Source organism: Amycolatopsis sp. Hca4 (genome assembly GCF_013364075.1).
Taxonomy (GTDB): domain Bacteria; phylum Actinomycetota; class Actinomycetes; order Mycobacteriales; family Pseudonocardiaceae; genus Amycolatopsis.
Genome location: NZ_CP054925.1, coordinates 6,848,155 through 6,869,604, shown reverse-complemented (window position 1 = coordinate 6,869,604; position 21,450 = coordinate 6,848,155). Strand labels below are relative to the sequence as shown.

Annotated in this window: 23 protein-coding genes; 19 read left to right on the top strand and 4 right to left on the bottom strand. The window is 70.1% G+C overall.

Features of this window, described 5'->3' with window-relative positions; all coding sequences use genetic code 11:
* Positions 1-154: 154 nt before the first annotated feature.
* Both HUT10_RS30905 and HUT10_RS30900 read left to right on the top strand, forming a co-directional pair.
* Positions 155-748, top strand: coding sequence for an RNA polymerase sigma factor (locus HUT10_RS30905; protein WP_176174408.1), 594 nt, complete (start codon positions 155-157; stop codon positions 746-748).
* Positions 741-1,796, top strand: coding sequence for a CU044_5270 family protein (locus tag HUT10_RS30900; protein WP_176174407.1), 1,056 nt, complete (start codon positions 741-743; stop codon positions 1,794-1,796). Before HUT10_RS30905 ends, HUT10_RS30900 begins: the two co-directional genes overlap by 8 nt.
* Here the strand turns inward: HUT10_RS30900 and radA are convergent, their stop codons facing one another.
* On the bottom strand, positions 1,797-3,155 hold the full coding sequence (gene radA / locus HUT10_RS30895; protein WP_176174406.1) for a DNA repair protein RadA: 1,359 nt from the start codon (positions 3,153-3,155) through the stop codon (positions 1,797-1,799).
* 65 nt (positions 3,156-3,220) lie between these two features.
* Complete coding sequence (locus tag HUT10_RS30890) at positions 3,221-3,913, bottom strand: hypothetical protein (protein ID WP_176174405.1); 693 nt, start codon at positions 3,911-3,913, stop codon at positions 3,221-3,223.
* Between the two features lie 286 nt (positions 3,914-4,199).
* Here HUT10_RS30890 and HUT10_RS30885 point away from each other — a divergent pair, with 286 nt between their 5' ends.
* The 14 genes from HUT10_RS30885 (at position 4,200) to HUT10_RS30820 (ending at position 15,814) form a co-directional block, all read left to right on the top strand.
* Entirely contained in the window at positions 4,200-4,691 is a 492-nt protein-coding gene (locus HUT10_RS30885) for a CarD family transcriptional regulator (protein ID WP_004559016.1), read from the top strand.
* A 145-nt stretch (positions 4,692-4,836) separates the two neighbouring features.
* Positions 4,837-5,451, top strand: coding sequence for a 2-C-methyl-D-erythritol 4-phosphate cytidylyltransferase (locus tag HUT10_RS30880; RefSeq protein ID WP_176174404.1), 615 nt, complete (start codon positions 4,837-4,839; stop codon positions 5,449-5,451).
* Complete coding sequence (gene ispF / locus HUT10_RS30875) at positions 5,448-5,915, top strand: 2-C-methyl-D-erythritol 2,4-cyclodiphosphate synthase (protein WP_176174403.1); 468 nt, start codon at positions 5,448-5,450, stop codon at positions 5,913-5,915. The genes HUT10_RS30880 and ispF overlap by 4 nt, the downstream gene beginning before the upstream one ends.
* Before the next feature lie 408 nt (positions 5,916-6,323).
* On the top strand, positions 6,324-6,719 hold the full coding sequence (locus tag HUT10_RS30870) for a PPOX class F420-dependent oxidoreductase (RefSeq protein ID WP_176174402.1): 396 nt from the start codon (positions 6,324-6,326) through the stop codon (positions 6,717-6,719).
* A gap of 57 nt (positions 6,720-6,776) precedes the next feature.
* On the top strand, positions 6,777-7,463 hold the full coding sequence (locus HUT10_RS30865; RefSeq protein ID WP_176174401.1) for an HAD family hydrolase: 687 nt from the start codon (positions 6,777-6,779) through the stop codon (positions 7,461-7,463).
* A 43-nt stretch (positions 7,464-7,506) separates the two neighbouring features.
* On the top strand, positions 7,507-8,895 hold the full coding sequence (gene cysS / locus HUT10_RS30860; protein ID WP_176174400.1) for a cysteine--tRNA ligase: 1,389 nt from the start codon (positions 7,507-7,509) through the stop codon (positions 8,893-8,895).
* Positions 8,896-8,924: 29 nt separating this feature from the next.
* Positions 8,925-9,881 (top strand): 23S rRNA (guanosine(2251)-2'-O)-methyltransferase RlmB, encoded by a 957-nt coding sequence (gene rlmB, locus HUT10_RS30855; RefSeq protein ID WP_176174399.1) that lies wholly within the window; start codon positions 8,925-8,927, stop codon positions 9,879-9,881.
* Positions 9,882-9,934: 53 nt separating this feature from the next.
* Positions 9,935-11,368: an MBOAT family protein gene (locus HUT10_RS30850; RefSeq protein WP_176174398.1), complete on the top strand. Its 1,434-nt coding sequence runs from the start codon at positions 9,935-9,937 to the stop codon at positions 11,366-11,368.
* Between the two features lie 225 nt (positions 11,369-11,593).
* Positions 11,594-11,920, top strand: a complete 327-nt coding sequence (locus HUT10_RS30845) for a hypothetical protein (protein WP_254897092.1) — start codon at positions 11,594-11,596, stop codon at positions 11,918-11,920.
* 68 nt (positions 11,921-11,988) lie between these two features.
* Entirely contained in the window at positions 11,989-12,594 is a 606-nt protein-coding gene (locus HUT10_RS30840; RefSeq protein ID WP_176174396.1) for a histidine phosphatase family protein, read from the top strand.
* A 73-nt stretch (positions 12,595-12,667) separates the two neighbouring features.
* Positions 12,668-13,249, top strand: a complete 582-nt coding sequence (locus HUT10_RS30835; RefSeq protein ID WP_176174395.1) for a transglutaminase domain-containing protein — start codon at positions 12,668-12,670, stop codon at positions 13,247-13,249.
* 183 nt (positions 13,250-13,432) lie between these two features.
* Positions 13,433-14,446 (top strand): hypothetical protein, encoded by a 1,014-nt coding sequence (locus HUT10_RS30830; RefSeq protein WP_176174394.1) that lies wholly within the window; start codon positions 13,433-13,435, stop codon positions 14,444-14,446.
* 2 nt (positions 14,447-14,448) lie between these two features.
* Complete coding sequence (locus HUT10_RS30825; RefSeq protein ID WP_176174393.1) at positions 14,449-15,087, top strand: hypothetical protein; 639 nt, start codon at positions 14,449-14,451, stop codon at positions 15,085-15,087.
* 73 nt (positions 15,088-15,160) lie between these two features.
* A complete protein-coding gene (locus HUT10_RS30820) occupies positions 15,161-15,814 on the top strand; it encodes an HD family phosphohydrolase (RefSeq protein WP_176174392.1) in 654 nt (217 codons plus the stop codon).
* Here the strand turns inward: HUT10_RS30820 and HUT10_RS30815 are convergent.
* Both HUT10_RS30815 and HUT10_RS30810 read right to left on the bottom strand, forming a co-directional pair.
* Positions 15,811-16,461, bottom strand: a complete 651-nt coding sequence (locus HUT10_RS30815; protein ID WP_176174391.1) for a class II aldolase/adducin family protein — start codon at positions 16,459-16,461, stop codon at positions 15,811-15,813. The two genes, HUT10_RS30820 and HUT10_RS30815, sit on opposite strands and share 4 nt — an antisense overlap.
* A 914-nt stretch (positions 16,462-17,375) precedes the next feature.
* Complete coding sequence (locus HUT10_RS30810; RefSeq protein WP_176174390.1) at positions 17,376-18,347, bottom strand: hypothetical protein; 972 nt, start codon at positions 18,345-18,347, stop codon at positions 17,376-17,378.
* Positions 18,348-18,508: 161 nt separating this feature from the next.
* Between HUT10_RS30810 and HUT10_RS30805 the strand changes: the two genes are divergently transcribed.
* From HUT10_RS30805 to HUT10_RS30795, 3 genes are all read left to right on the top strand, one after another.
* Positions 18,509-19,681 carry a DUF445 domain-containing protein gene (locus HUT10_RS30805; protein ID WP_176178105.1) on the top strand — a complete coding sequence of 391 codons (1,173 nt, stop codon included), beginning with the start codon at positions 18,509-18,511 and terminating at the stop codon, positions 19,679-19,681.
* Positions 19,682-19,722: 41 nt separating this feature from the next.
* Positions 19,723-20,931 carry a DUF445 domain-containing protein gene (locus tag HUT10_RS30800; protein ID WP_176174389.1) on the top strand — a complete coding sequence of 403 codons (1,209 nt, stop codon included), beginning with the start codon at positions 19,723-19,725 and terminating at the stop codon, positions 20,929-20,931.
* Positions 20,932-21,015: 84 nt separating this feature from the next.
* Positions 21,016-21,450, top strand: a complete 435-nt coding sequence (locus HUT10_RS30795; RefSeq protein ID WP_176174388.1) for a hypothetical protein — start codon at positions 21,016-21,018, stop codon at positions 21,448-21,450.

Genomic DNA, 21,450 nt, shown 5'->3' with positions numbered 1-21,450 from the left:
GATCGCCGGTTGTCCCTCACCCGCCCCTGGACGGCGTACGACGAAGGTCGGGTTCTTGAGGGGGCTCCGGGTGGCGAAGCCCCCGGCCCGGGGCGAAGCCCCGGAGTGGCACAGTTCGCGTGAACGCTCGTGCGCGCTGCGGGCAACTGGGGGCATGCAGGTGATCCACGAGGGTTCGGAGCTCTGGGGGGACGACCGCCCGGACCTGGGCGGACCCGAGCCCGGGCCGGCGTTCGGGCGGCTCTTCGACGCCCACGCCGGGCAGCTGCGGCGGTACCTGGCCCGCCGCGTCGGTCCCGAACCGGCCAACGACCTGGTCGCCGAGACCTTCCTCGTCGCGCTGCGGCGGCGGGAGAGCTACCGCCCCGAGCTGGGGACCGCCCGGTCGTGGCTCTACGGCATCGCCACCAACCTGCTGCGCCACCACGTGCGGTCCGAACTGCGCGGGCTGCAGGCCACCGCGCGGCTCGCGCGGACCGGCGAAGGCAGTCACGCCGGCCACGACGGCCGCGTCGCCGAGCAGGTCGACGCCCAGGTGCGGGCGGCCCAGCTGGCCGGCGCGCTGGCCCGGCTCAGCCCGGCCGACCGCGACACGCTGCTGCTCGTGTCGTGGGCCGGGCTGGAGCCTGCCGAGGTCGCCGAAGCCCTCGGGATCCCGCCCGGTACCGTCCGGTCCCGGCTGCACCGGATCAGACGCTGGCTCAGGACGAACGCCCCGGCCCAAGAGGAGGTGCAGGACCTTGCGTGAAGACAACGTCCGGAAGATCTGGTCCGAAGCCGAACTGGACGCGGCGCTCGAAGACCTGAACAGCGATGTGACCGAGGACGACGACCTCGCGTTCGCCCGCGCATCCCTGCTGGCGGCGGCCGGGGTCGAGCAGGCTCCGCCCGCGGAGCCGCGCCGGGCCGGGGCGTGGCGGTGGCTCGCGGTGGCCGCGGCCGTGGTCACCCTGGTCGGCGGCCTCGGAGTCGCGGCGGCGCTGTGGACGCCGGACCCGCCGGAGACGTCCCGGCCGGCGGGGCTCACCGACGTCGACCGCCCGCTCGCGCCCGGCGAGTTCCACTACACGGAGATGCGCGACTGGTCGACGTATGTCGTGCCGGGGTTGGCGACCAAGGTCCAGCGGCGGATCGAGCTCTGGATTCCGGCCGATCCCACCGGCGTGTGGCACCGGCGCACGACGGTGACCGGCGATGCGCACGGGTCCGGCGAACTGCTGCCCAAGCCCGTCGACGAATACGGACCCGCCGGCGTGTTCCCCGGCCCGCGGCTGAGCTGGCTGACGCCGGACGCGGCCTTCATCGCCTCCCTCGTCCCCGACCGGCAGAAGCTGGCCCAGCGGCTGTCCACCGACACCCTCGAAACGGACGGCCCGCAGAAGGGCCGGGCGCACTCCGCCACGGAGATGCTCGGCATGGTCCGGAGCGTGCTGGAAACCGGTCTGCCACCCCGCGATGTCCGGTCCGCGCTGCTGGACGCACTGGCGAACGTTCCGGGCATCTACGTCGCACCCCACCAGGCCACGCCGGACCAGCAGCCCGCCACCGTCTACGCGGCCAAGGACACCGGCCGCCGGCTGTTCGTCGACCCGGCGACGGCGCGGCTGGTGGCCGCGGACAGCGTGCCGACCCTGGCCATGGTCCGCAACAAGGCGATACCGCTGACCACATCCCTGCCGCCGCCGAGCTCCGTGGCCGCGCCGAACACCACGACGACGAAGTTCCCCGTCTCCCCGCAGCGGCCCGACGCGCCGGACACGCTGTACTCCTACGCCATCACGCGGACCTCGGGGTGATCAGCGCGCGTGGTTGGCCGCGTTCAGCGCGTCCGCGACGTTCGCCACCTCCAGTACCCGGATCCCCGCCGGCGGCTTGCCCGAGTCCGGCGGGACCAGCGCGTGCGTGAAGCCGAGCCGGGCCGCCTCCGCCAGGCGGCGGCCCACGCTCGGCACGCGCCGGATCTCGCCGGCCAGCCCGACCTCGCCCACCGACACCAGCCGGGGTGACAGGGCCACGTCTTCGAACGACGACGTCAGGGCCAGCACCAGCGCCAGGTCGATGCCCGGCTCGGTGATCTTCATGCCGCCGACCGTGGCCGCGTAGACGTCCTTGTCGCCGAGCTTGAGGCCGCCGCGCTTCTCCAGCACCGCCAGTACCATCGCCACCCGGGCCGAGTCGAGGCCGCTGACCGCGCGCCGCGGCTGCGGGGCCGCCGTCGACGACACCAGGGCCTGCACCTCGCCCAGCAGCGGCCGCTTGCCCTCCAGCGAGACCGTGATCGCCGTGCCCGACACCGGCTCGGCCGTGCGGCTCATGAACAGCCCCGACGGGTCCGGTACCCCGACGATGCCCTCTTCCTGCAGCTCGAAGCAGCCGATCTCGTCGGCCGCGCCGAACCGGTTCTTGATGCCGCGGACCATCCGCAGCGTCGAGTGCTTGTCGCCCTCGAACTGCAGCACCACGTCCACCAGGTGCTCCAGCACGCGCGGGCCGGCCACCGAGCCGTCCTTCGTGACGTGCCCCACCAGCACCACCGGCAGCCCGCGCTCCTTGGCCAGCGCGACCAGCCCGGACGTCACCGCGCGGACCTGCGTCACCCCGCCCGGTGAGCCGTCGACCTGCGGGGACGCCATGGTCTGCACCGAGTCGACGATCAGCACGCCCGGCTTGACGTCGTCGACGTGGCCGAGGATGGCCGAAAGGTCGCTCTCGGCGGCCAGGTACATCCGGTCGTGGACGTTGCCCGTTCGCTCAGCGCGCAACCGGACCTGGCCCGCGGACTCCTCGCCGGTCACGTACAGGGACCGGTCGACCGTCTTCGCCCACTGGTAGGCGACCTCGAGCAGCAGTGTCGACTTGCCGACCCCCGGCTCACCCGCGAGCAGCACCACCGCGCCCGGCACCAGGCCGCCGCCGAGGACCCGGTCGAGCTCGGGGACGCCGGTGCGACGAGCCCGCGCCGCTTCGACGTCGACCTCGCCGATCGGCCGCGCCGGTGCGCTCGGCGCCCCGGCCGCGACGCGCTGGATGGCCGGCTTGACCGGCGCACCGCGCTCCTCGAACGAGCCCCATTCCTGGCACTCCGGACACCGGCCCAGCCACTTGGCCGCTTCGTAACCGCAGCTGCCGCAGCGGTAGGTGGTCCCCTTCTTCACCCCGCGAGGCTATCGGCGACCACCGACAAAACCGGGACGCCCGGCCGGGCGGCACCGGTTCCGGGCTACTCCTCGGCGTGCGCCGGCGCCGCGACCGGCAGCTCGACCGTGACCGGTCCGGCGTTCTGGAAGACGAAGGTGACCTTGATGACCTGACCCGGCCAGAGCGGCTGCTTCAGCGCGGGCAGCGTCACGGTGGCCTGGCCGACCTTCTCCGGCGCGGTCGGCGTCGCGGCCGGGCCGGAGGACGGCACCTCGGAGGTGGCCGTGGCGGTCAGGTTGCCCGGGCTGTTGCTCGCGGAGCTGCTGCCGGTCGGCGTGCTCGACGAGGAGGCCGGGGCGCTCGAGGACGTCGGCGCGGCCGAGGACGTGGCCTGCACCTCGTTCGTGGACTCGACGGCGTCGTCCGGGCCGATGACCAGCGAGTGCATCGCGACGACGGTCTTGGAGCCGGCGATGGTCGCCTGGCCGCCGTCTTCGGTGGTCACCGAGACGAGCGAGTCGTCCTGGGCGCCGCTGTTGACGATCGTCAGGGTCAGCGCCGGGGTGGCACCTGCCGGGTAGCCCGGGCCCGACTTCGGGTACTGGACGGCGGCGTTGCGCAGCTCGATGGTCTTGACCTGGGCGTGCGTGCCGTTGACCGCGGGCTGCTGCGAGTCGGTCTGGGTGATCTGGCCGGCCCCGCACCCGGCGAGCACGAGCGCGGCACCGAGCGCCAGCACGCCCGCGCCGAGCACGCGACGATTCTGCAGCCTCACGTCGCAGTCCTTCCCTTTTCACGGCCTCGTCGCCCCGAAGACTAGCCGGGGGCGATCTCCGCCGCGGAACGGGTGTGCGTTGCCGGGGCGCGGCGACCAAGATCAACCGTCCACAAAGGAATTCCCGGCCTGTGACGAAACGCTTCCCCGCTACCTGCGTGAGCACGGGGGGCGGACGTTTGTCAACCCCCGGCCAGGCCGCTGACCTGCGAGGACGGTTTCGGCCCGCTAGGTGGGCACTGGCGGCCCGTGCTAGGATGGAGTCAGCGAAAGGGGCAGAGGACACATGGTTTTCAAGGTCGGAGAGACCGTCGTCTACCCGCACCACGGTGCCGCACTCATCGAAGCCATCGAGACCCGCGTGATCAAGGGCGAGGAAAAGAAGTACCTCGTCCTCAAGGTCGCGCAAGGGGATCTCACGGTTCGCGTGCCCGCAGACAACGCCGAAATCGTCGGCGTCCGCGATGTCGTCGGGCAAGAAGGACTGGACAAGGTCTTCGACGTTCTGCGTGCTCCGCACACCGAAGAGCCCACCAACTGGTCTCGTCGGTACAAGGCCAACCTCGAGAAGCTCGCCTCCGGCGATGTGAACAAGGTGGCCGAAGTGGTGCGCGACCTCTGGCGGCGAGAGAAGGACCGCGGACTTTCAGCCGGCGAGAAGCGCATGCTGGCGAAGGCGCGGCAAATTCTGGTCAGCGAGCTCGCGCTCGCGGAGGGCACCGACGAGGACAAGGCTGAGGTCCTCCTCGACGAAGTTCTGGAAACCGCGACGGTCTGAGAATCTTGTTCGGGTCAGGACGGCGCTACGTGCCGCAGGCCACCCGCCCGCGGTGACCGTTGCCCCGGCCGACGGCTGAACAAGGCTCTCAACCCCCAGGCGTCCTGCCCTGCGGGAGGGCGGGTGCCTCTACGATCGCGTACCGATGAACGTCGCCGCGATCGTGACCGTTGCACATCATGCCTCCGACGGAGAGTCAGCTCTCACGCCGGTCCATGGTGAGGCGCTACTCACGCACACCGTGCGGGGGCTGCTCGACGTACCGGAGATCGATCTGGTTCTCGTGGCGGCCCCCCAGCGGTGTGCTTCGTCGTTTTCCGAGGCCGTGCGCGGCCTCGCCTGCCGGGTGGTACCCGGCTCGCTCCGGCAGGCCTTCGCCGCCGTCGAGCCCGATCTCGCCCGTGATTCAGTTGTACTCCTCCACGACGCGCTGCGGGCCTTCATTCCTGCGCACACCGTGCGTGAGGTGATCGGCGCGGTCCGTGACGGCGCACCGGTCGTCGTCCCGGTGCTGCCGATGGCCGACACGGTGAAGGTGACCGACGCCGCATCGCTGATCGTCGGCACCGAGGACCGCGCCCGGCTGCGCACCCTCCAGACGCCCGTGGGCTACGCCCTCGAGGCCTTCCGGCCGGACCTCGCGCCCACCGGGGCGGCGACGGTCCCCGGCCACCCCGACGCGATGCGCGTCACCAGCGAGTTCGAACTGTCACTGGCCGAGGCGATCGCGGCGGCACCGAAGAACGAGGAGACGCTGTGAGGATCGGCAACGGCGTGGACGTCCACCCGGTCGAGAAGGGCCGCGAGTGCTGGATGGCGGGCCTGCTGTGGCCGGAGGCGGACGGCTGCGCGGGCCATTCGGACGGCGACGTCGCGGCGCACGCCCTGTGCGACGCCCTGCTGTCCGCGGCCGGCCTCGGCGACCTGGGCGCGGTGTTCGGCACCGGCGATCCCCGGATGGACGGCGCGCACGGCACCGACATGCTGGCCGAGGTCCGCGGCCTGGTCGAGGCGGCGGGCTGGCGGGTGGGCAACGCCACGGTCCAGATCGTGGGCAACGCCCCGCGGGTGGGCAAGCGGCGCGACGAGGCGCAGAAGGTGCTGTCGGAGGCGGTGGGCGGCCCGGTGAGCGTGTCCGGCACGACGTCGGACGGCTTGGGCCTGACCGGACGCGGCGAGGGCATCGCGGCCTTCGCCACGGCGTTGCTCCTCGCCACGGAATAGGACCCCGCCGGCGCCGGTTCGGCGACTTGTCCACAACCCGGCCGAGGTGTGGACAAGGTGGGCGCCGGCTGTGACTTTTCCCGCTTTCGTCACCCGGCCCCGATAGACTGGACGTGGGGGTTCCCCCAGGGAGGGTGGGCGCGCGCGGGCGAGGCGGAGTGCCCCGTCGGCAACGGTCGGAACATCGGCCGCGGTCCGCCTGCTGCGCGGCGATCAGGCTGAAAATCGCGGTCACCGAGCCGAACCCATGTCGCCACCCCGCCCTCGCGGCCCGCCCGCCGGCGCCCACGGCGCGCAGCCACAAGTACCTCGCCCAGGACCCGCCGCCCGAGGGCGCCGACGTCCAGCGGGTGGTCGTGCGGCTGAAAACCGACAAGATCGCCGGCAACGTGAAATAGGGTCCAGACCATGGGTGTGACTTTCAACGAGGCCACCAAGGCCCTCTTCGACGGCAAGAACTTCCCGGTGGTCGCCACCATCAACGCCGACGGCTCGGTCCAGACCTCCGTGGTCTGGGCCAAGCGAGACGGCGACGCCGTCCTCTTCGCGACCGTCCGCGGCCGGCTCAAGGAGCGGAACCTGCGGCGCGACCCGCGAGTCTCGCTGTCCGTCTTCGACCTCGCCGACCCGCTCAAGTACGTCGAGGTCCGCGGCCGCGCCGAGATCACCGAAGAAGGCGGCCGGGAGCTGATCAACGAGCTGTCGCACAAGTACGACGGCAAGGACTTCCGCACCGAGCCGCCGGAGGTCGTCCGGGTGGTCGTGCGCGTGGTCCCGGACAAGGTCACCGGCTACGCCGCGTGACGTGACGCGGGTCGCGGGCGCCTCTTCCGGGCCCGCGGCCTCGCTAGGCTGGTGACCATGACGATCAGGGCGGTGTTGTTCGACTTCTCCGGCACGCTGTTCCGGCTCGAGCAGGACGAGTCCTGGCTCACCGAGCTGACGAACCACAACGGCGACCCGCTCGACATCGAAGCGCAGGCCGAGCTGATGCGCCGGATGACCGCGCCGGTCGGCCAGGTCGTCGAGCTGGACGCCGAGCACCTGCACGCCTGGCACCACCGCGACCGCGACCCCGAGCTGCACCGGAAGGTGTACCTCGAGGTGCTGAAGAAGTCCGGCGTCCCGCGCGCGGACCAGGCGAAGGCGCTGTACGACCGGCTCATCGATCCCAGCCAGTGGACGCCGTACCCGGACACCGAGGCCGCGTTGAAGGCGGCCTCCGAGCGTGGCCTCAAGGTCGGCGTGCTGAGCAACATCGCCTTCGACATCCGGCCCGCCTTCACCGCCCGCGGGTGGGACGCCTACGTCGACGAATTCGTGCTGTCCTTCGAGGTCGGGGCGATCAAACCGGAGCTGGAGATCTTCCGCAAGGCCGTCGAAGCCCTCGGCGTCCCGGCCACCGAGACGCTGATGGTCGGCGACAGCGAAGAGGCCGACGGCGGTGCCCGGGCGCTGGGCTGCGAATTCGCGCTGGTCGACCCGCTGCCCACGGCCGAACGGCCGGACGCCCTGCTCACGGCGTTGCGCGGGTTCGGCGTCGGCTGAGGGCCTGCGACGTCGCTCACCCCCGACCCCGTACCCTTTGAGGGTGACCCTTCACCTCTTCGACACGGCGACCCGGAGCGTACGGGAGTTCCACCCCGTCCGTAGCGGAACGGCGTCGATCTACGTGTGTGGGGCCACCGTGCAGGGCGTGCCGCACATCGGGCACGTCCGCGGCGTCCTGAACTACGACGTCCTGCGCCGCTGGCTCGTCTACAGTGGACTGGACGTGCTGCTGGTCCGCAACGTCACGGACATCGACGACAAGATCCTGACCAAGGCCGCCGAGCACGAGCGGCCGTGGTGGGAGTGGGGCGCGACGCACGAGCGCGCCTTCGAGACCGCGTACGAGCAGCTGGGCTGCCTGCCGCCGTCGATCAACCCGCGCGCGACCGGGCACGTCACCCAGATGGTCGAGCTGATGGAACGCCTCATCGAGGGCGGCCACGGCTACGTCGCGGACGGCGACGTCTACTTCTCGGTGAAGTCGTTCGACGGCTACGGGAAGCTGTCCGGCCAGGTCCTGGAGGACGTCCAGCAGGGCGAGACGCCGACCCGCGGCAAGCGCGACCCGCGCGACTTCACCATGTGGAAGAGCGCGAAGCCGGGCGAGCCGTCGTGGCCGACGCCGTGGGGACACGGCAGGCCGGGCTGGCACCTGGAGTGCTCGGCGATGGCCACGGCGTACCTCGGCGCGGAGTTCGACATCCACGGCGGCGGCATCGACCTGGTCTTCCCGCACCACGAGAACGAGCGCGCCCAGTCCAACGCGGCGGGCGACGCCTTCGCGCGGTTCTGGCTGCACAACGCGTGGGTGACCATGTCGGGCGAGAAGATGTCGAAGTCGCTGGGCAACACCGTGTCGATCCCCGCGATGCTGGAGCGCTACCGGGCCCCCGAACTGCGGTACTACCTGGTCCAGCCGCACTACCGGTCGACGATCGAGTACTCCGACGCGGCGGTCTCCGAGGCCGCGCAGGGCTACCGGCGGATCGAGACGTTCCTGCGCCGCGCGGCGCAGTCGGGCCCGGTCGGCGTCGGCACCATCCCGGAGGCGTTCGCGAACGCCCTCGACGACGACCTCGCCACCCCGCAGGCGTTCGCCGTGGTCCACACCACGGTCCGGGACGGTAACGCCGCCCTCGACGCGGGCGACACCTCCAAGGCACTCGAATTCGCCGCGGCCGTCCGCGCGATGACCGACGTGCTCGGCCTCGACCCGCTGTCCGCGCGCTGGTCCGAGGCGGGCGGTTCCGAAACGCCCACCAAAGAAGCGCTGTCCCGGATCGTCGAAGGGCTGCTGGCCGAGCGCCAGCAAGCCCGGGCCGAGAAGGACTTCGCCCGCGCGGACGCCGCCCGTGACCGCCTCTCCCAGGCGGGCATCGTGGTGGAGGACACCCCCAACGGTCCGCAGTGGACTGTGAAGTCCGACTGATCTCGTTACAACGCAAGGAAACTTTCACCATGGCAGGCAACTCGCGGCGCCAGGGCGCGATCCGCAAGGCGGGCACCAAGAAGGGTGCCGTCGTCGGCTCGGGCGGTCAGCGCCGCAAGGCCCTCGAAGGCAAGGGCCCGACCCCGAAGGCGGAGGACCGTCCCGGGCACAAGGCCTACCGCCAGGCGAACGCCCAGACCAAGCGTGACGCGGCCCGGCAGAAGAAGGCCGACAAGCCGGAGCTGATCGCCGGGCGCAACCCGGTGGTCGAGGCGCTGCGCGCCGGTGTCCCGGCGACGGCGTTGTACGTCGCGCTGAACATCGAGATCGACGACCGGGTCAACGACGCGGTCCGGCTGGCAGGCGACAAGGGCATCTCGATCCTGGAGATCCCGCGCGAGGAGCTGGACCGCAAGACGAACCGGGCCGTGCACCAGGGCCTGGGCCTGCAGGTCCCGCCGTTCGAGTACGCCCACCCGGACGACCTGATGGCGGTGGCCCGCAACTCGGGCGAGGTGCCGCTGTTCGTCGCGCTCGACGGCGTCACCGACCCGCGGAACCTGGGTGCGGTGATCCGCTCGGCGGCCGCGTTCGGCGCCCACGGCGTGCTGCTCCCGGAGCGGCGCAGCGCGGGGATGACGGCGGTGGCGTGGCGGACGAGCGCGGGCACGGCGGCGAAGCTGCCGATCGCGGTGGCGACGAACCTGACCCGGCAGCTCAAGGCGTGGGCGAACGACGGCCTGATGCTGGTGGGCCTGGACGCCGACGGGTCGGTGGACATCGACGAGCTGGAGCTGGCGGCGGATCCGCTGGTCATCGTGCTGGGTTCGGAGGGCCGCGGCCTGTCCCGCCTGGTCCGCGAGACGTGCGACGCGACGGTGTCGATCCCGATGGCGGCGGGCGTGGAGAGCTTGAACGCTTCGGTGGCGGCGGGTGTGCTGCTCGCGGAGGTGGCACGCCGCCGCCGTGCCGCCGGGCGGGTCTGACGAAGACCACCCGGTCGGGTTAAGGTCACCGTCGGATAAACCGAGGGGACCCGATGTCGTTCGTTTCGCCGCTCTTCCTGTGGTACTTCATGCCGGCGGTGCTCATCGCCGTGCTGGTGCTGCCGCGGAGCTGGCGGAACGGCATCATCGCGGTGGCGAGCCTGCTGTTCTACGCGATCGGCGCCGGCGCCTTCGTGTTCCTGCTGCTCGGCTGCATGGTGGTCAACTTCCTGGTGGGGCCCCTGCTGGCCCCGAGCCCCTGGGACGTCCACGGCCTCCGCCGGCGCCGCATGCTGATCGCGGTGGTCTCGCTCGACGTCGCGGTGCTGCTGATCTGGAAGTACGCGGGTTTCGCGACGCAGCAGATAGCGGCGGTGGCCCACTGGTTCGGCGGCAGCGTGCCGGTGGCGAGCCTGGTGGTCCCGATCGGCATCTCGTTCTACACGTTCCACCACATTTCGTACGTGGTGGACATCTACCGCGGCGAGCGCCAGGCCCTGCGCAACCCGGTGGCCTTCACGGCGTACATCGCGATGTTCCCCCAGCTGGTGGCGGGCCCGATCGTCCGCTACCGCGAGATCGCCGACCAGCTCCCCCAGCAGCGCTCCCACCGCTTGGACGACATCGCGGCGGGCTTCCCCAGGTTCGCGTTGGGCCTGTGCAAGAAGGCGATCATCGCGGACTCGCTGGGTCCCCTGGTCGACGCGTGTTTCAAGGTCCCGCCGGACCAGATGACGTTCGCGACGGCGTGGCTGGGGGCGATCGGCTACACGCTCCAGCTGTTCTTCGACTTCTCGGGCTACTCGGACATGGCGATCGGCTTGGGCCGCATGCTGGGGTTCCGGTTGCCGGAGAACTTCGGGAGGCCGTATTCGTCGGTGACGATCACGGAGTTCTGGCGCCGCTGGCACATGAGCTTGAGCCGCTGGTTCCGCGACTACGTGTACATCCCCTTGGGCGGCAACCGCCAGGGAGCGGCGAAGACGTACCGGAACCTCTGCATAGTGTTCGTGCTGACGGGCTTCTGGCACGGAGCCCAGTGGACGTTCCTGGTGTGGGGCTGCTACCACGGAGCCCTCCTGGTGATCGAGCGCCGGTTCGGCCTCGACCTGGACCCGGCGACACCGTGGAAGCGCTACCTGCGCAGGGCACTGACCATGCTGCTGGTGGTGTTCGGCTGGGTGTTGTTCAGGTCTCCGGACCTGGGCCACGCGCTGTCGATGATCGGTCACATGCTGATCCCGGACTTCGAAGGCCTGGGAGCAAACGTGGAGCAGGCGTTCACCAACCAGCGCCTGGTCCTCCTCCTGGCGGCAATGGCGGTGTTCTTGCTCCCGGCCCACCCGGTAACGGGCCCATTGCTGGAGTCGAGCAGAAGCCGCCCGGCAACAGCATTGAGAATAGGAGTAATGACGGCAGGCCTGCTGTACGCGGCAATCCTGATCGCCACAGGAACATTCAGCCCCTTCCTCTACTACCAGTTCTAAAAAGAGGCACCGACCCCACAACCGAACCCGGCAACCACACCCCCCTGCCGACCCGATACGCAGCCGCATCAGCGGCCGTGAGGGCTTGTCAAGGCACGCTTTCCCGCCTTGACAAGCCCTCACGGCCGTTGAACAATCCGGCGTTCGGGTTGGCAGGGGGAGCACGGCAGCCTCCAAAACCCGAAGAGGACCACATTGACCACCGAACTCTCCAAAACCCCAGGCGTGATCCCGTACGTGGACAACCACAACGGCCCCCGCCGCCTCCTGACAGTGGAAATCCCCCACCTGGGCCACACAGTCCGCGCCTACGCACCAATAGCCAGCATCGACGGCCGCCAGTACATAGTCTCCTGGGGCTCGGTCTCCTTCGAAATCCCAGCGGACCGAAACGTCCACGTGAGCGTCCACCTCCAGACGAACAGCGGCCACGACCACACGATCACCCCGTTCGCCTCGATCGTGCTGTCCCCACACCCGGCCCCCATGCGCCTGATGGCCCAATTCGTCCCCAGCCAGCGCCCCGAAGGCACCCTCGTCCCGATCGGCTGAAGCACGAACACCAGTTCAATCCGCCCAACCAGCTCACCCGAACGGCCCAAGCATGAAACCCTGACCCCGTGCTGACGACCCGGTACCTCTTCCTCACCCGTCATGGTGAAGCGGGGCCGAACGGAAGCCTCACCGAAGCCGGCCACCGCCAGGCGATCCTCCTGGGCAGACGCCTCCGGGACGTCCCGGTCACGTCGATCCACCACGGCCCCCTCGCCAGAGCGGCACAGACGGCCCACCTCATCGCCGCCCAGCTCCCCGGCGTCGCGATCCGAGAAGAAAAGGCGGCAGGCGACTTCGTCCCGTACACACCGAGGCGGGAAGAGCTCCCGGAAACCTCCGGAGACCTCATACTGGCCTTCACCCGCCAGTTCCCGCCCGCCGACGAAGAGCTGGCCGCCGACGCAGAACGCCGCTTCACCGGCCCGGTGCCGGGAAGCGAGCCGAGGTACGACGTCGTCGTCACGCACAACTTCCTCGTCGGCTGGCTGGTCCGCGCGGCCCAGGACGCCCCGCCCTGGCGCTGGCTCACCCTCTCCCACGCCCACGCCGGCCTGACGGTCATCCAGTACTCACCGGGCCGCCCGGCGGCACTGCTGACGTACAACGACCTCAGCCACCTACCGGCAGAACTCCGCTGGACCGGCTTCCCACCCGATTTCTACGTTCCGTAGTCGCCGAACGCGGAGCGTGCCGACCTCGGAAAACGGGTCTCGCCCGAATGGCCGAGCCTGTCAGGATGCGCGGATGAACCCCCGCCCGGTCCCCACGTCCGATCGGCTCAGCGACTACCTCGCCGCGGACGCCGTCATCGATCACGGACACCCGTCGATCCGCACCCTCGCCGACGCCCTGCGCCCGGCCGGCGGCGATCCCGCGGAAGCGGCCAGAGCCGCGTTCCTCTTCGTGCGCGACGAGGTCGACCACGTCATCGACGCCGCCGACGCCCGCGTCACCTGGCGCGCGTCGGACGTCCTGCGCGAGCGCGTCGGCATCTGCTACGCGAAGGCGCACCTGCTCGCGGCTTTGCTGCGGGCACAAGGGATTCCGGCCGGCTTCTGCTACCAAGAGCTCTCCGCGCTGCACGGGCTGAACGCGGTGTACCTGCACGGCAAGTGGTCCAGGCTCGACGCCCGCGGCAACCGCACGGGCGCCGGCGGCGAGTTTTCGCTCGACGCGGAGAAACTCGCCTGGCCGGTCGACCCCGACCGCGGCGAACGCGATCACCCGGAGATCCACCCGGCACCCGCACCGGTCGTCGTGGATTTCCTGATGAAGACCGAACCGGGCCCCGGCTGGTACGAAAACGGGCTGCCGAGCACGCTTTGATCATGGTTTTCCGGTATTTTCGGAAAACCGGCCGACCTGGTAAATTATTGCCGAGAGTGACGTCTGTCCGTCAGCTCTGTCCCCCGAACTTCTTATTTCGCGCACCCCGTAAGGCGCGTAAAGTGACTCCCCGCACTCGAACAGACACATTTCGCATACGTCCGTTCGGGTGGTTCGAGGGAGGTGAAGCACGTGGCCGCGGATGGCGGACGCCTCCGCCGTACCCCACTGCAGGAGATCTTCTGGACCAGGACGAGCCTGCTCCTCACGGTGCTCGTCGTGGTCGCCGGCCTGAGCCTGTGGGTCGCCGGTCTGATGGAGCCCGGCACCGGGAAGAACCTGGTGACGTCGCTGGGCACCGGCACCCTGATCTCCGCGATCGTCGGGTTCGGCCAGACCCTGATCACCGCCAGCGCGTCGCAGAAGGCGCTCGTCACCCCGGTGATCGAGGAGAGCCGGCGCGCGCTGGAGGACCTGAGCGCCGAATACCGCGCGCTGAACAAGGAGTTCTTCCCCACCGACGTGTTCGAGGCGACGACCGAGCCCGACCCGGCGTTCAACCGCGCGCTGATGGCCGACCTCGACGCGACCCGGCAGTACTTCTTCCGCGGCTTCTCCGGGCGGCACGCGGCCGCCCGGCTGCTGCTTTCCCGCACCGAGCGGGAACTGCGCGCGGTCATCGCCGATCCGCGCGACGCGAGCTCGATCAGCGGGCGCGCCCGCTACCTGCTGCGGCGCGAGGCGGGCGACGTCGACTACGAGCAGATCCAGACCCGGCTCGAAGAGGAGATCCGGATCGGGCTCGTCGGCCTCTTCCTGGCGCGCAGCCGCTGCGCGCAGGTCGACATCACCGTGGTCGCCGACCCGCCGCTGGACCGGCTCGAGATGTTCGACGACAGCGTGTGGGTGTCGCTCTACAGCGACGTCCGCGGCGCCACCAAGCTGTACCCGCGGTCCCTGCGGTTCACCGAAGGGTCCTTCCTCTACAACATGGAACGCGCCGAGTTCGTGCGCGTCTCGCAGTCCCGGACCGGCCGCCACTTCCGCATCACGTCCGCGACGACGCGGACGGATTTCCTGGCGCTGTTCGAGAAGATCACCGGATCCCCGTTGTCCGAGGAGCAGTTCCGCGAGCTGGAGGCGAAGTTCCACGCCTTCCGCGCGGAGTTCTCCGCAGTCGCCGAGCTAGGGAGCTGACCTTGCTCACCCGCCTGTCCCCCTTGTCCGAACTGGCCACGCGCCTGCGCACGGCCGGGTTCCCGCTCGCCGCGGACTGGCGCGTGGTCGACGGCTGGTTCCGGCCGTGGGCCGCCCAGCCCGGCCTGCGGGACGAACTGCGCACGCAGCTGCGCGCACTGTCCGCCGCGCAGGCCACGAAGGTCCTGCGCTCGTCGCGGGAAACGACCACCCACTTCGCCTGGTGCCTGCTCGATTCGCCGTCCGACCCGTTTTCCTTCTGGCTGCACGAATACAAGGCGCAGCAGGACTGGCGGGAAGGGTACGCGGATTCCGTGCACAACCACAGGTACCACTTCTGCACCACGATCCTCCGTGGTGACTACCTCCACGAAAGGTACGAAACGACGATCGACGACGGCACCGGGCTGATCGCGTCGGCGCGGTTGCGCCGCCGGACGCTCTGCGCGGCCGGCGCGTGCGCCACCATGCTGGCCGACGAATTCCACCGGATCCCCGAAGCGGCCACCGGGACGATGACTTTCCTCGTCAAATCACGCCCGGTGAGCAGTTTCAGCCTGTCTTTCGACCCGGCCTCGGGAATCGGCCATCGTCACGTTCCGGTGGAGGTCCGATTGGGGGAATTGGCCGACCGCATCTAGCTACACACCGGCGTCAGCGGCGCTTACCATTACTCCACCCGTCTGAATACCACGGCCGGGATGGGAGAGGTGTATGCGCACGCAGGAAAGCACGATCGACCACGTGATCGTCGGCGCCGTCGAAGAAAGGGTCCACCGGCTTTGCCGGGAGTACGCCGACCGGCTGCAGTTCCACGGCTGGCACCACGTCGGTTTCGTCCGCGCGAAGGCGGCCGGTTTCGCCCGGCACAACGGCGCCGACGTGGCGGTGGTGGAAGTGGCCGCGCTGGTGCACGACGTCAACTACCTGGTGCTCCGGAACTCGCCGGCCGCGGCGGGCCGGAGCCTGCGGCTGGAAATCCTCGCCGAATGCGGTGTTCCGCCGCGGATCGCGCGGTGGATCGACGAGATCGTCGACGAAGCGGAAATGGCCACCCGCGGCCGCGACATTTCGCTGGAGGCGCAGGCGCTGAGCGACGCGGACACGTTGTTCAAGGCGCTGCCGGTGACGCCGGTGGTGCTGGCGCACCGCTACCTGCGCGAGAACGGCCTGAGCCTGCGCGAGCTGGCCCACAAGATCGTCGGCGAGCAGTGCGACGTCCACGACGAGGGCTACTACTTCTACAACCCGGAGGCGGCGGCCACGTACTCGCGCTGGGCGACGGCGAACCTCCAGCTATGGCAGTGCATCAAGGAGGCGGTCGACGACCCGACGGTGGTGGAGCTGCTGGACGCGGTGGCGTCCTAGCCCTGCCCGTAGCCCTTCAGCCGTTCGACGACGTTCGCGACCTCGGGCGGCGGCAGCAGGCTGGGCCGCCCGGCGCTCTGGGCGAGCAGCCACACGCGGCAGGCCCATTCGAGCTGCTGGGCGCGGTGGTAGGCGGCTTCGAGGCCATCGCCGTAGGTGAGGGTGCCGTGGTTGGCCATCAGACAGCCACGGCGCCCTTCAAGCGCTTCGAGCACGGCGGCGGCGAGCTCCGGCGTGCCGTAGGTGGCGTAGCGGGCAACGCGCACGGAGGGGCCGATGGTGGCGATGATGTAGTGGATCGGCGGAACCTCCCGAACGAGCGTGGAGACGGCGGTGGCGTGCGGCGAGTGCGTGTGCACGACGGCCGTCACGGGCTCCCCGTCCGGGTCACGAACGTCCCAGTACACGGACAGGTGCATCGGCAGTTCGCTGGTGGGTTTGAGCGCCCCGTCGACGACCTGCCCCCCGAGGTCGACAACGGGGATATCGGCGGGGGTGAGGCTCGAGTAGGCCACCCCGGTGGGCGTGACGGCGACGAGATCACCGCCCCGCACGGAGACGTTCCCGGAGGTCCCGACGACCAGGCCATCCCCGACCATCCGCCGCGCATAGGCACACACGGCGGCCCGCTCGGTCTCGAGGATCATGCGCAGGTCCCGTCTCGTGGGTGATCGGCATCTGCTGTGCAGATTGCCAGCCACCCCCGAGCGGGGGCCACCTCCCCGGGCGGGGGATTTACGCGCTTTGCCGGGGTGGGTTGGCGGCCTGGCCGCTGGGGCACGCCGCTGCAGCGAGGTTGCTCGGACCGGGGCCCGTGTCTCGGCCTGCCGAAGTTGGCCTCGGCCCACCCGCGGCGAGCACCGGCGGCACGAGGGATCGAAGTTGGTGGGCTCTTCCGATGGGTCTCGCTAAGGCCGAGGCAGCACGTCCAACGGCGGCTCGGCTGGTATTGAGCGGCCTCGCTCCCCGTGCTGGCCCGTGGAGCCTGGCCGAACCCGTATGAAGTGCCAGCCAGCGTCGTCAACCGCGTGCGGCGGCACGCGGGAACACTGCCCGGCCGAGACCTCCCGCGACCACAGAGCGAAGGTTTCGCGCGGGGATCTGCCGTCCACCGCGACCGCAGTCGGACCGCCTGTTGCGGGGATGGCCTCGACCGACCGCCGAGGTGATGTCCAGGTGGTCGCCCGGCGACGCCGGAGAGCACCCGCAGCGACTGCGGCCGACGCCAGGGCCGATCCACGGCGAGCCGCACCTCGCGCTGCCTCCACGAATCGGGGCGCTGGGCCACGAGTGCACGCAGATCAGCTGACTGATCGAGATCGGCAGAGGTCGGCCGGGACAGCGTGGCAGGGACGGGAGAAGACGCAACAGCAGGCACGGCCCTCACTGATCATGGCTTCGACAACCACATGATCAGCACCGAGAGCCGTGCCTGCGACGCCACGAACTTGCCAGAGCCCCGCCACTCCCAGAGGGGCGTGCCCAAGTCCAGTCTATCGGCTCTGGCCTGCAAAAACGCCCACTCGCGAAATCTGTGGACAACCCGGGCCGATGTGGATAACTAGGCCTTCGCCGGAGCCGCGGGAGGGGCCGCCGAGGGCTTCGGAGCCGGCTTGCGGTCGCCGTTCGCCGGAGCCGAGCCAGGAGCCGAGCCGGAACCCGACGCCGAAGCCGGAGCGGAAGCCGAAGCCAGCGCCAAAGCCGGGCCCGCGTCCGAAGCCGCCTCCTCCGGCGGTGCCAGCAACCGCATCGCCTCCTTCACCGCCACATCCGTGGCCGCGATCCGCTCGGCCACCTTCGCCCGCAGGTCCAGCGCCAGCTTCCGGTTCTCGTCCGCCGTCGCCTGAGACGCCTGGGCGGCCGCCAACGCCGCCTCCGTCTCGCGCTTCTTCTGCGCGAACTCCTCCTCGAACGCCTTCTTCCGCGCGGCCAGCTCCTCCGCCGCGACGCGGTCCGCCTCCTCGCGCAACGCAGCCGCCGCCGCTTCCGCCTTCGCGTCCGCTTCCTTGCGGGCCCGGTCGGCCGCCGCCGCCAGCTCGACCCTCTTCGCCCCCGCCGCCGCGTTCAGCTTCTCGATCTCGCCCTTCGCCTCCGACAGCAGGCGGGCGCGCTCCTCCTCCGCGTCCTTCGCCAGCTTGTCGGCCGTGCGCCGGGTCTCGTGCGCGTACTTGTCCGCCTGGTCGCGGGTCGAGGCCGCGTCCGCCTCGGCCGCCGAACGGAGGTCCGCGATCTCCTCCTCGGCCAGCTGCATCATCATCCGGACGCGCTCGGCCATCGCGCCGGCGCCGGACGGGCTCGAGCTCATCCTGGCCAGCGCGGCCTTCGTCTCGGCCAGCTCCTTCTGCGCGTACGCGAGGGCCTTCGAGAGGTCCGACGACGTCGCGACGGCTTCGTCGCGGCTGCGGGACGTCTCGCGCAGGTCCTTGTTCAGTTCGGCGATGCGCTCGTCGACCTGACGCTGGTTGTAGCCGCGGACACCCACGGCGAACTGGGCGGTCTTCGGGGCGGACTGGGGCTTCTCAGGCGCGACCATCGGGCCACCTTAATGAGCAAGAGCCCGTGAAGACGTACCGCCAATCGGATGCATCACTATTTCGGCAACCCCCCGTGACGCATGGCATTCCGCGCTGGTCGGGCCCAAGCCGCTAACGTGCGCGCGTGGACTTCGGCACGCACTGGCAGGTGTACGTCACCATGCCGGTCATCGCGGCCCTGATCGGCTACGTCACCAAGCGCGTCGCCATCGAGATGATGTTCCGCCCGCTGGAGTTCGTCGGCGTCAAACCCTTCGGCTGGCAGGGCGTGCTGCCGGCGAACGCCGAGCGGATGGCGGCCACCGCCACCGAGATGCTGACGACCACCCTGGTCGACCCGAAGGAGATCTTCGCCCGGCTCGACCCGGCGGAAGTCGCCAAGGAGATCGAGCAGCCGCTGCTGCGGGTCGTCGAGGACGTCACCCGCGAGGTGATGGAGACCTACCAGCCGCGGCTGTGGGAGGTCCTGCCGAACAGCGCGCAGCAGCTGTTGCTCAAGCGCGTCCAGGCCGAGGCGCCGAAGGCGATCACGAAGATCATGCGGGAGATCGCCGGCAACATCGAGGACGTCCTCGACCTCAAGCACATGGTCGTGACGAACCTGGTCCGCGACAAGGCACTGCTCAACCGGCTGATCCGGGACATCTCACGGCCGGAGATGCGGTTCATCGCCCGCTCGGGCCTGGCCTTCGGGTTCGGCCTCGGCTGCGTGCAGCTGGTGGTCTGGGCGCTGACGAAGTCGCCGATCGTGCTGCCGCTGTTCGGCCTCGGCATCGGCTGGCTCACCGACTGGCTGGCCCTGAAGATGATCTTCCTGCCCCGCGAGCCGCGCCGGTTCTTCGGCCTCTACACCTGGCAGGGCGTCTTCCAGAAGCGCCGTGACCAGGTGGCCGCCGACTACGGCGACATGATCGCGCGCGAGATCATCACCATCCCGAACCTCCTGGAAGCCGTGCTGCGCGGCCCGAAGTCCGACAAGCTGTTCGCGCTGATCACCCGCGAGGTGCAGAAGACGATCGACGCGCAGGCGAGCGTCGTCAAGCCGTTCGTCGCCATGGCGGTCGGCACGAGGAAGTTCCAGGAGATGAAGCAGACGGCGGCGGCGAAAGCCGCGGAACGCGTCCCGGAGACGATCCGCCACGCCGAGGACTACGCGATCAACGCGCTCGACGTGCGCAACACGATCGTGGACCGGATGAAGAAGCTGAGCCCGCTCGAGTTCGAGCAGCTGCTGCGGCCGGCGTTCCGCCAGGACGAGTGGAAGCTGATCGCCGTCGGCGCGGTGATCGGCGGGCTCGTCGGGGAACTGCAGGTGCTCGCCCTGCTCGGGTAGCCGGTACGGTTTCGCTCTCGGGATCGCGAGGGGAGGCCGGCATGGACGCTGTCCTGCACGACCTCGCCCTGCACTGGCCGCTGTACGCGGCGATGCCGTTCGTCGCCGCGCTGATCGGGTACGTCACTAAGCGCGTGGCCATCGAGATGATGTTCCGGCCGCTCGACTTCGTCGGGATCCCGCCGTTCCTCGGCTGGCAGGGCGTCGTCCCCAAGCACGGCGGGCGGATGGCCGCCGTCGCCACCGAGCTGCTGACGGCGAACCTGCTCGACCTGCGCGAAGTGCTGGACCGGATCGACCCGGTGATCATCACCAGCGAGCTCGAACAGCCACTGCTGAAGGCGGTCGACCACACCGCGCGCGAGGTGCTGGCCGAGCACCACCCGCGGCTGTGGGAGGTCATGCCGACGCTGGCCCAGGAAATGCTGATCAAGCAGGTCCAGGCGGCGGCACCGCGGCTGGTCCGGGAGTTCCTCGACGACGTCCGCGAGAACCTCGACGAGGTCCTCGACGTCCAGCACATGACGGTCCAGCGGCTGACCCGGGACCGCGCGCTGCTGGTCCGGCTGATCCGCGAGACGTCCCGCCCGGAGATGGCGTTCATCGCCCGGATGGGGATCTACTTCGGGTTCGGCCTCGGCTTGGTCCAGACGATCGTGTGGGCGTTCACCCGCGAGCCGTGGGTGCTGCCGGTCTTCGGCGGGGTGATCGGGCTGTGCACCGACTGGCTGGCGATCAAGCTGATCTTCGTCCCGCGCGAGCCGGTGCGCGTGGGCCGGGTCATCTTCCAGGGCAAGTTCCAGCGCCGCCGGGCCGAGGTGGCCCGGCAGTACGGCGAGCTGATCGCGACCGAGGTGCTGACCGTCCGGAACCTGCTGGACGCGATCCTGCGCGGCCCGCGCGCCGACCGCCTGGCGGCCATGGTGGAGAACCTCGTCTCGGACGCGGTCGACAAGCAGCTCCCGCTGTCCCGCACCCTGGGCGGCACTCGCCTGCGCGAGATGAAGCACGCGGCGGCCCGGAAGGCCCTCGATCAGCTACCGGACACGGCCCGGTACGCCGAGGGGTACCTGACCGAGGCGATGGACGTCGCGAAGGTGATCGAGCAGCGGATGCTGGCGTTGACACCGCTGGAGTTCGAGGGCTTGCTGCGGCCGGCGTTCCGGCAGGACGAGTGGAAGCTGATCGCCGTCGGCGGGGTGATCGGGTTCCTCGTCGGGGAACTGCAGGTCCTGCTGATGCTCGGCTGATCGGGTGATGCCGCTAAACCCGGCGACGACCCGCGCGTGATCCGGTCGGCCACCCGGCCGACCAGGACACGCAAAGGGGAACCCGTGAAGCGATTCGTCACCGCAGTCGTTCTTTCGCTCGCCGGCCTGTTCGCGGGAGCGGGCGTCGCGTCCGCCGACGTGATCGTGGGCCCGGGGCAGTTCGGGCACGTGTGCAGCGGCTACCAGTACGTGCCCTCGAACCACGGCCTCTACTGGCAGTCCTGCGCCTGGGCGGACAACAACGAGGTGTACTTCACCGTCCACTTCGGCAACGCCACCGACACCACCTGGGCGGTGACCGAGGTCAACCTCGGCTTCTACAAGTCCGGCGGCTACACCCAGTGCACCCCCATCCCGAGCTTCTACGTCTCGCCCCATTCGGTCCGGCAGACGCCGAGCAACGCGTGCTGGCGGCCCCGCACCAGGGCCGCCTACCAGTCCGTCGGCTACCCGAACTCGTCCGCGTGGGCGATCAGCGACACGCTCCAGGTGCAGTGA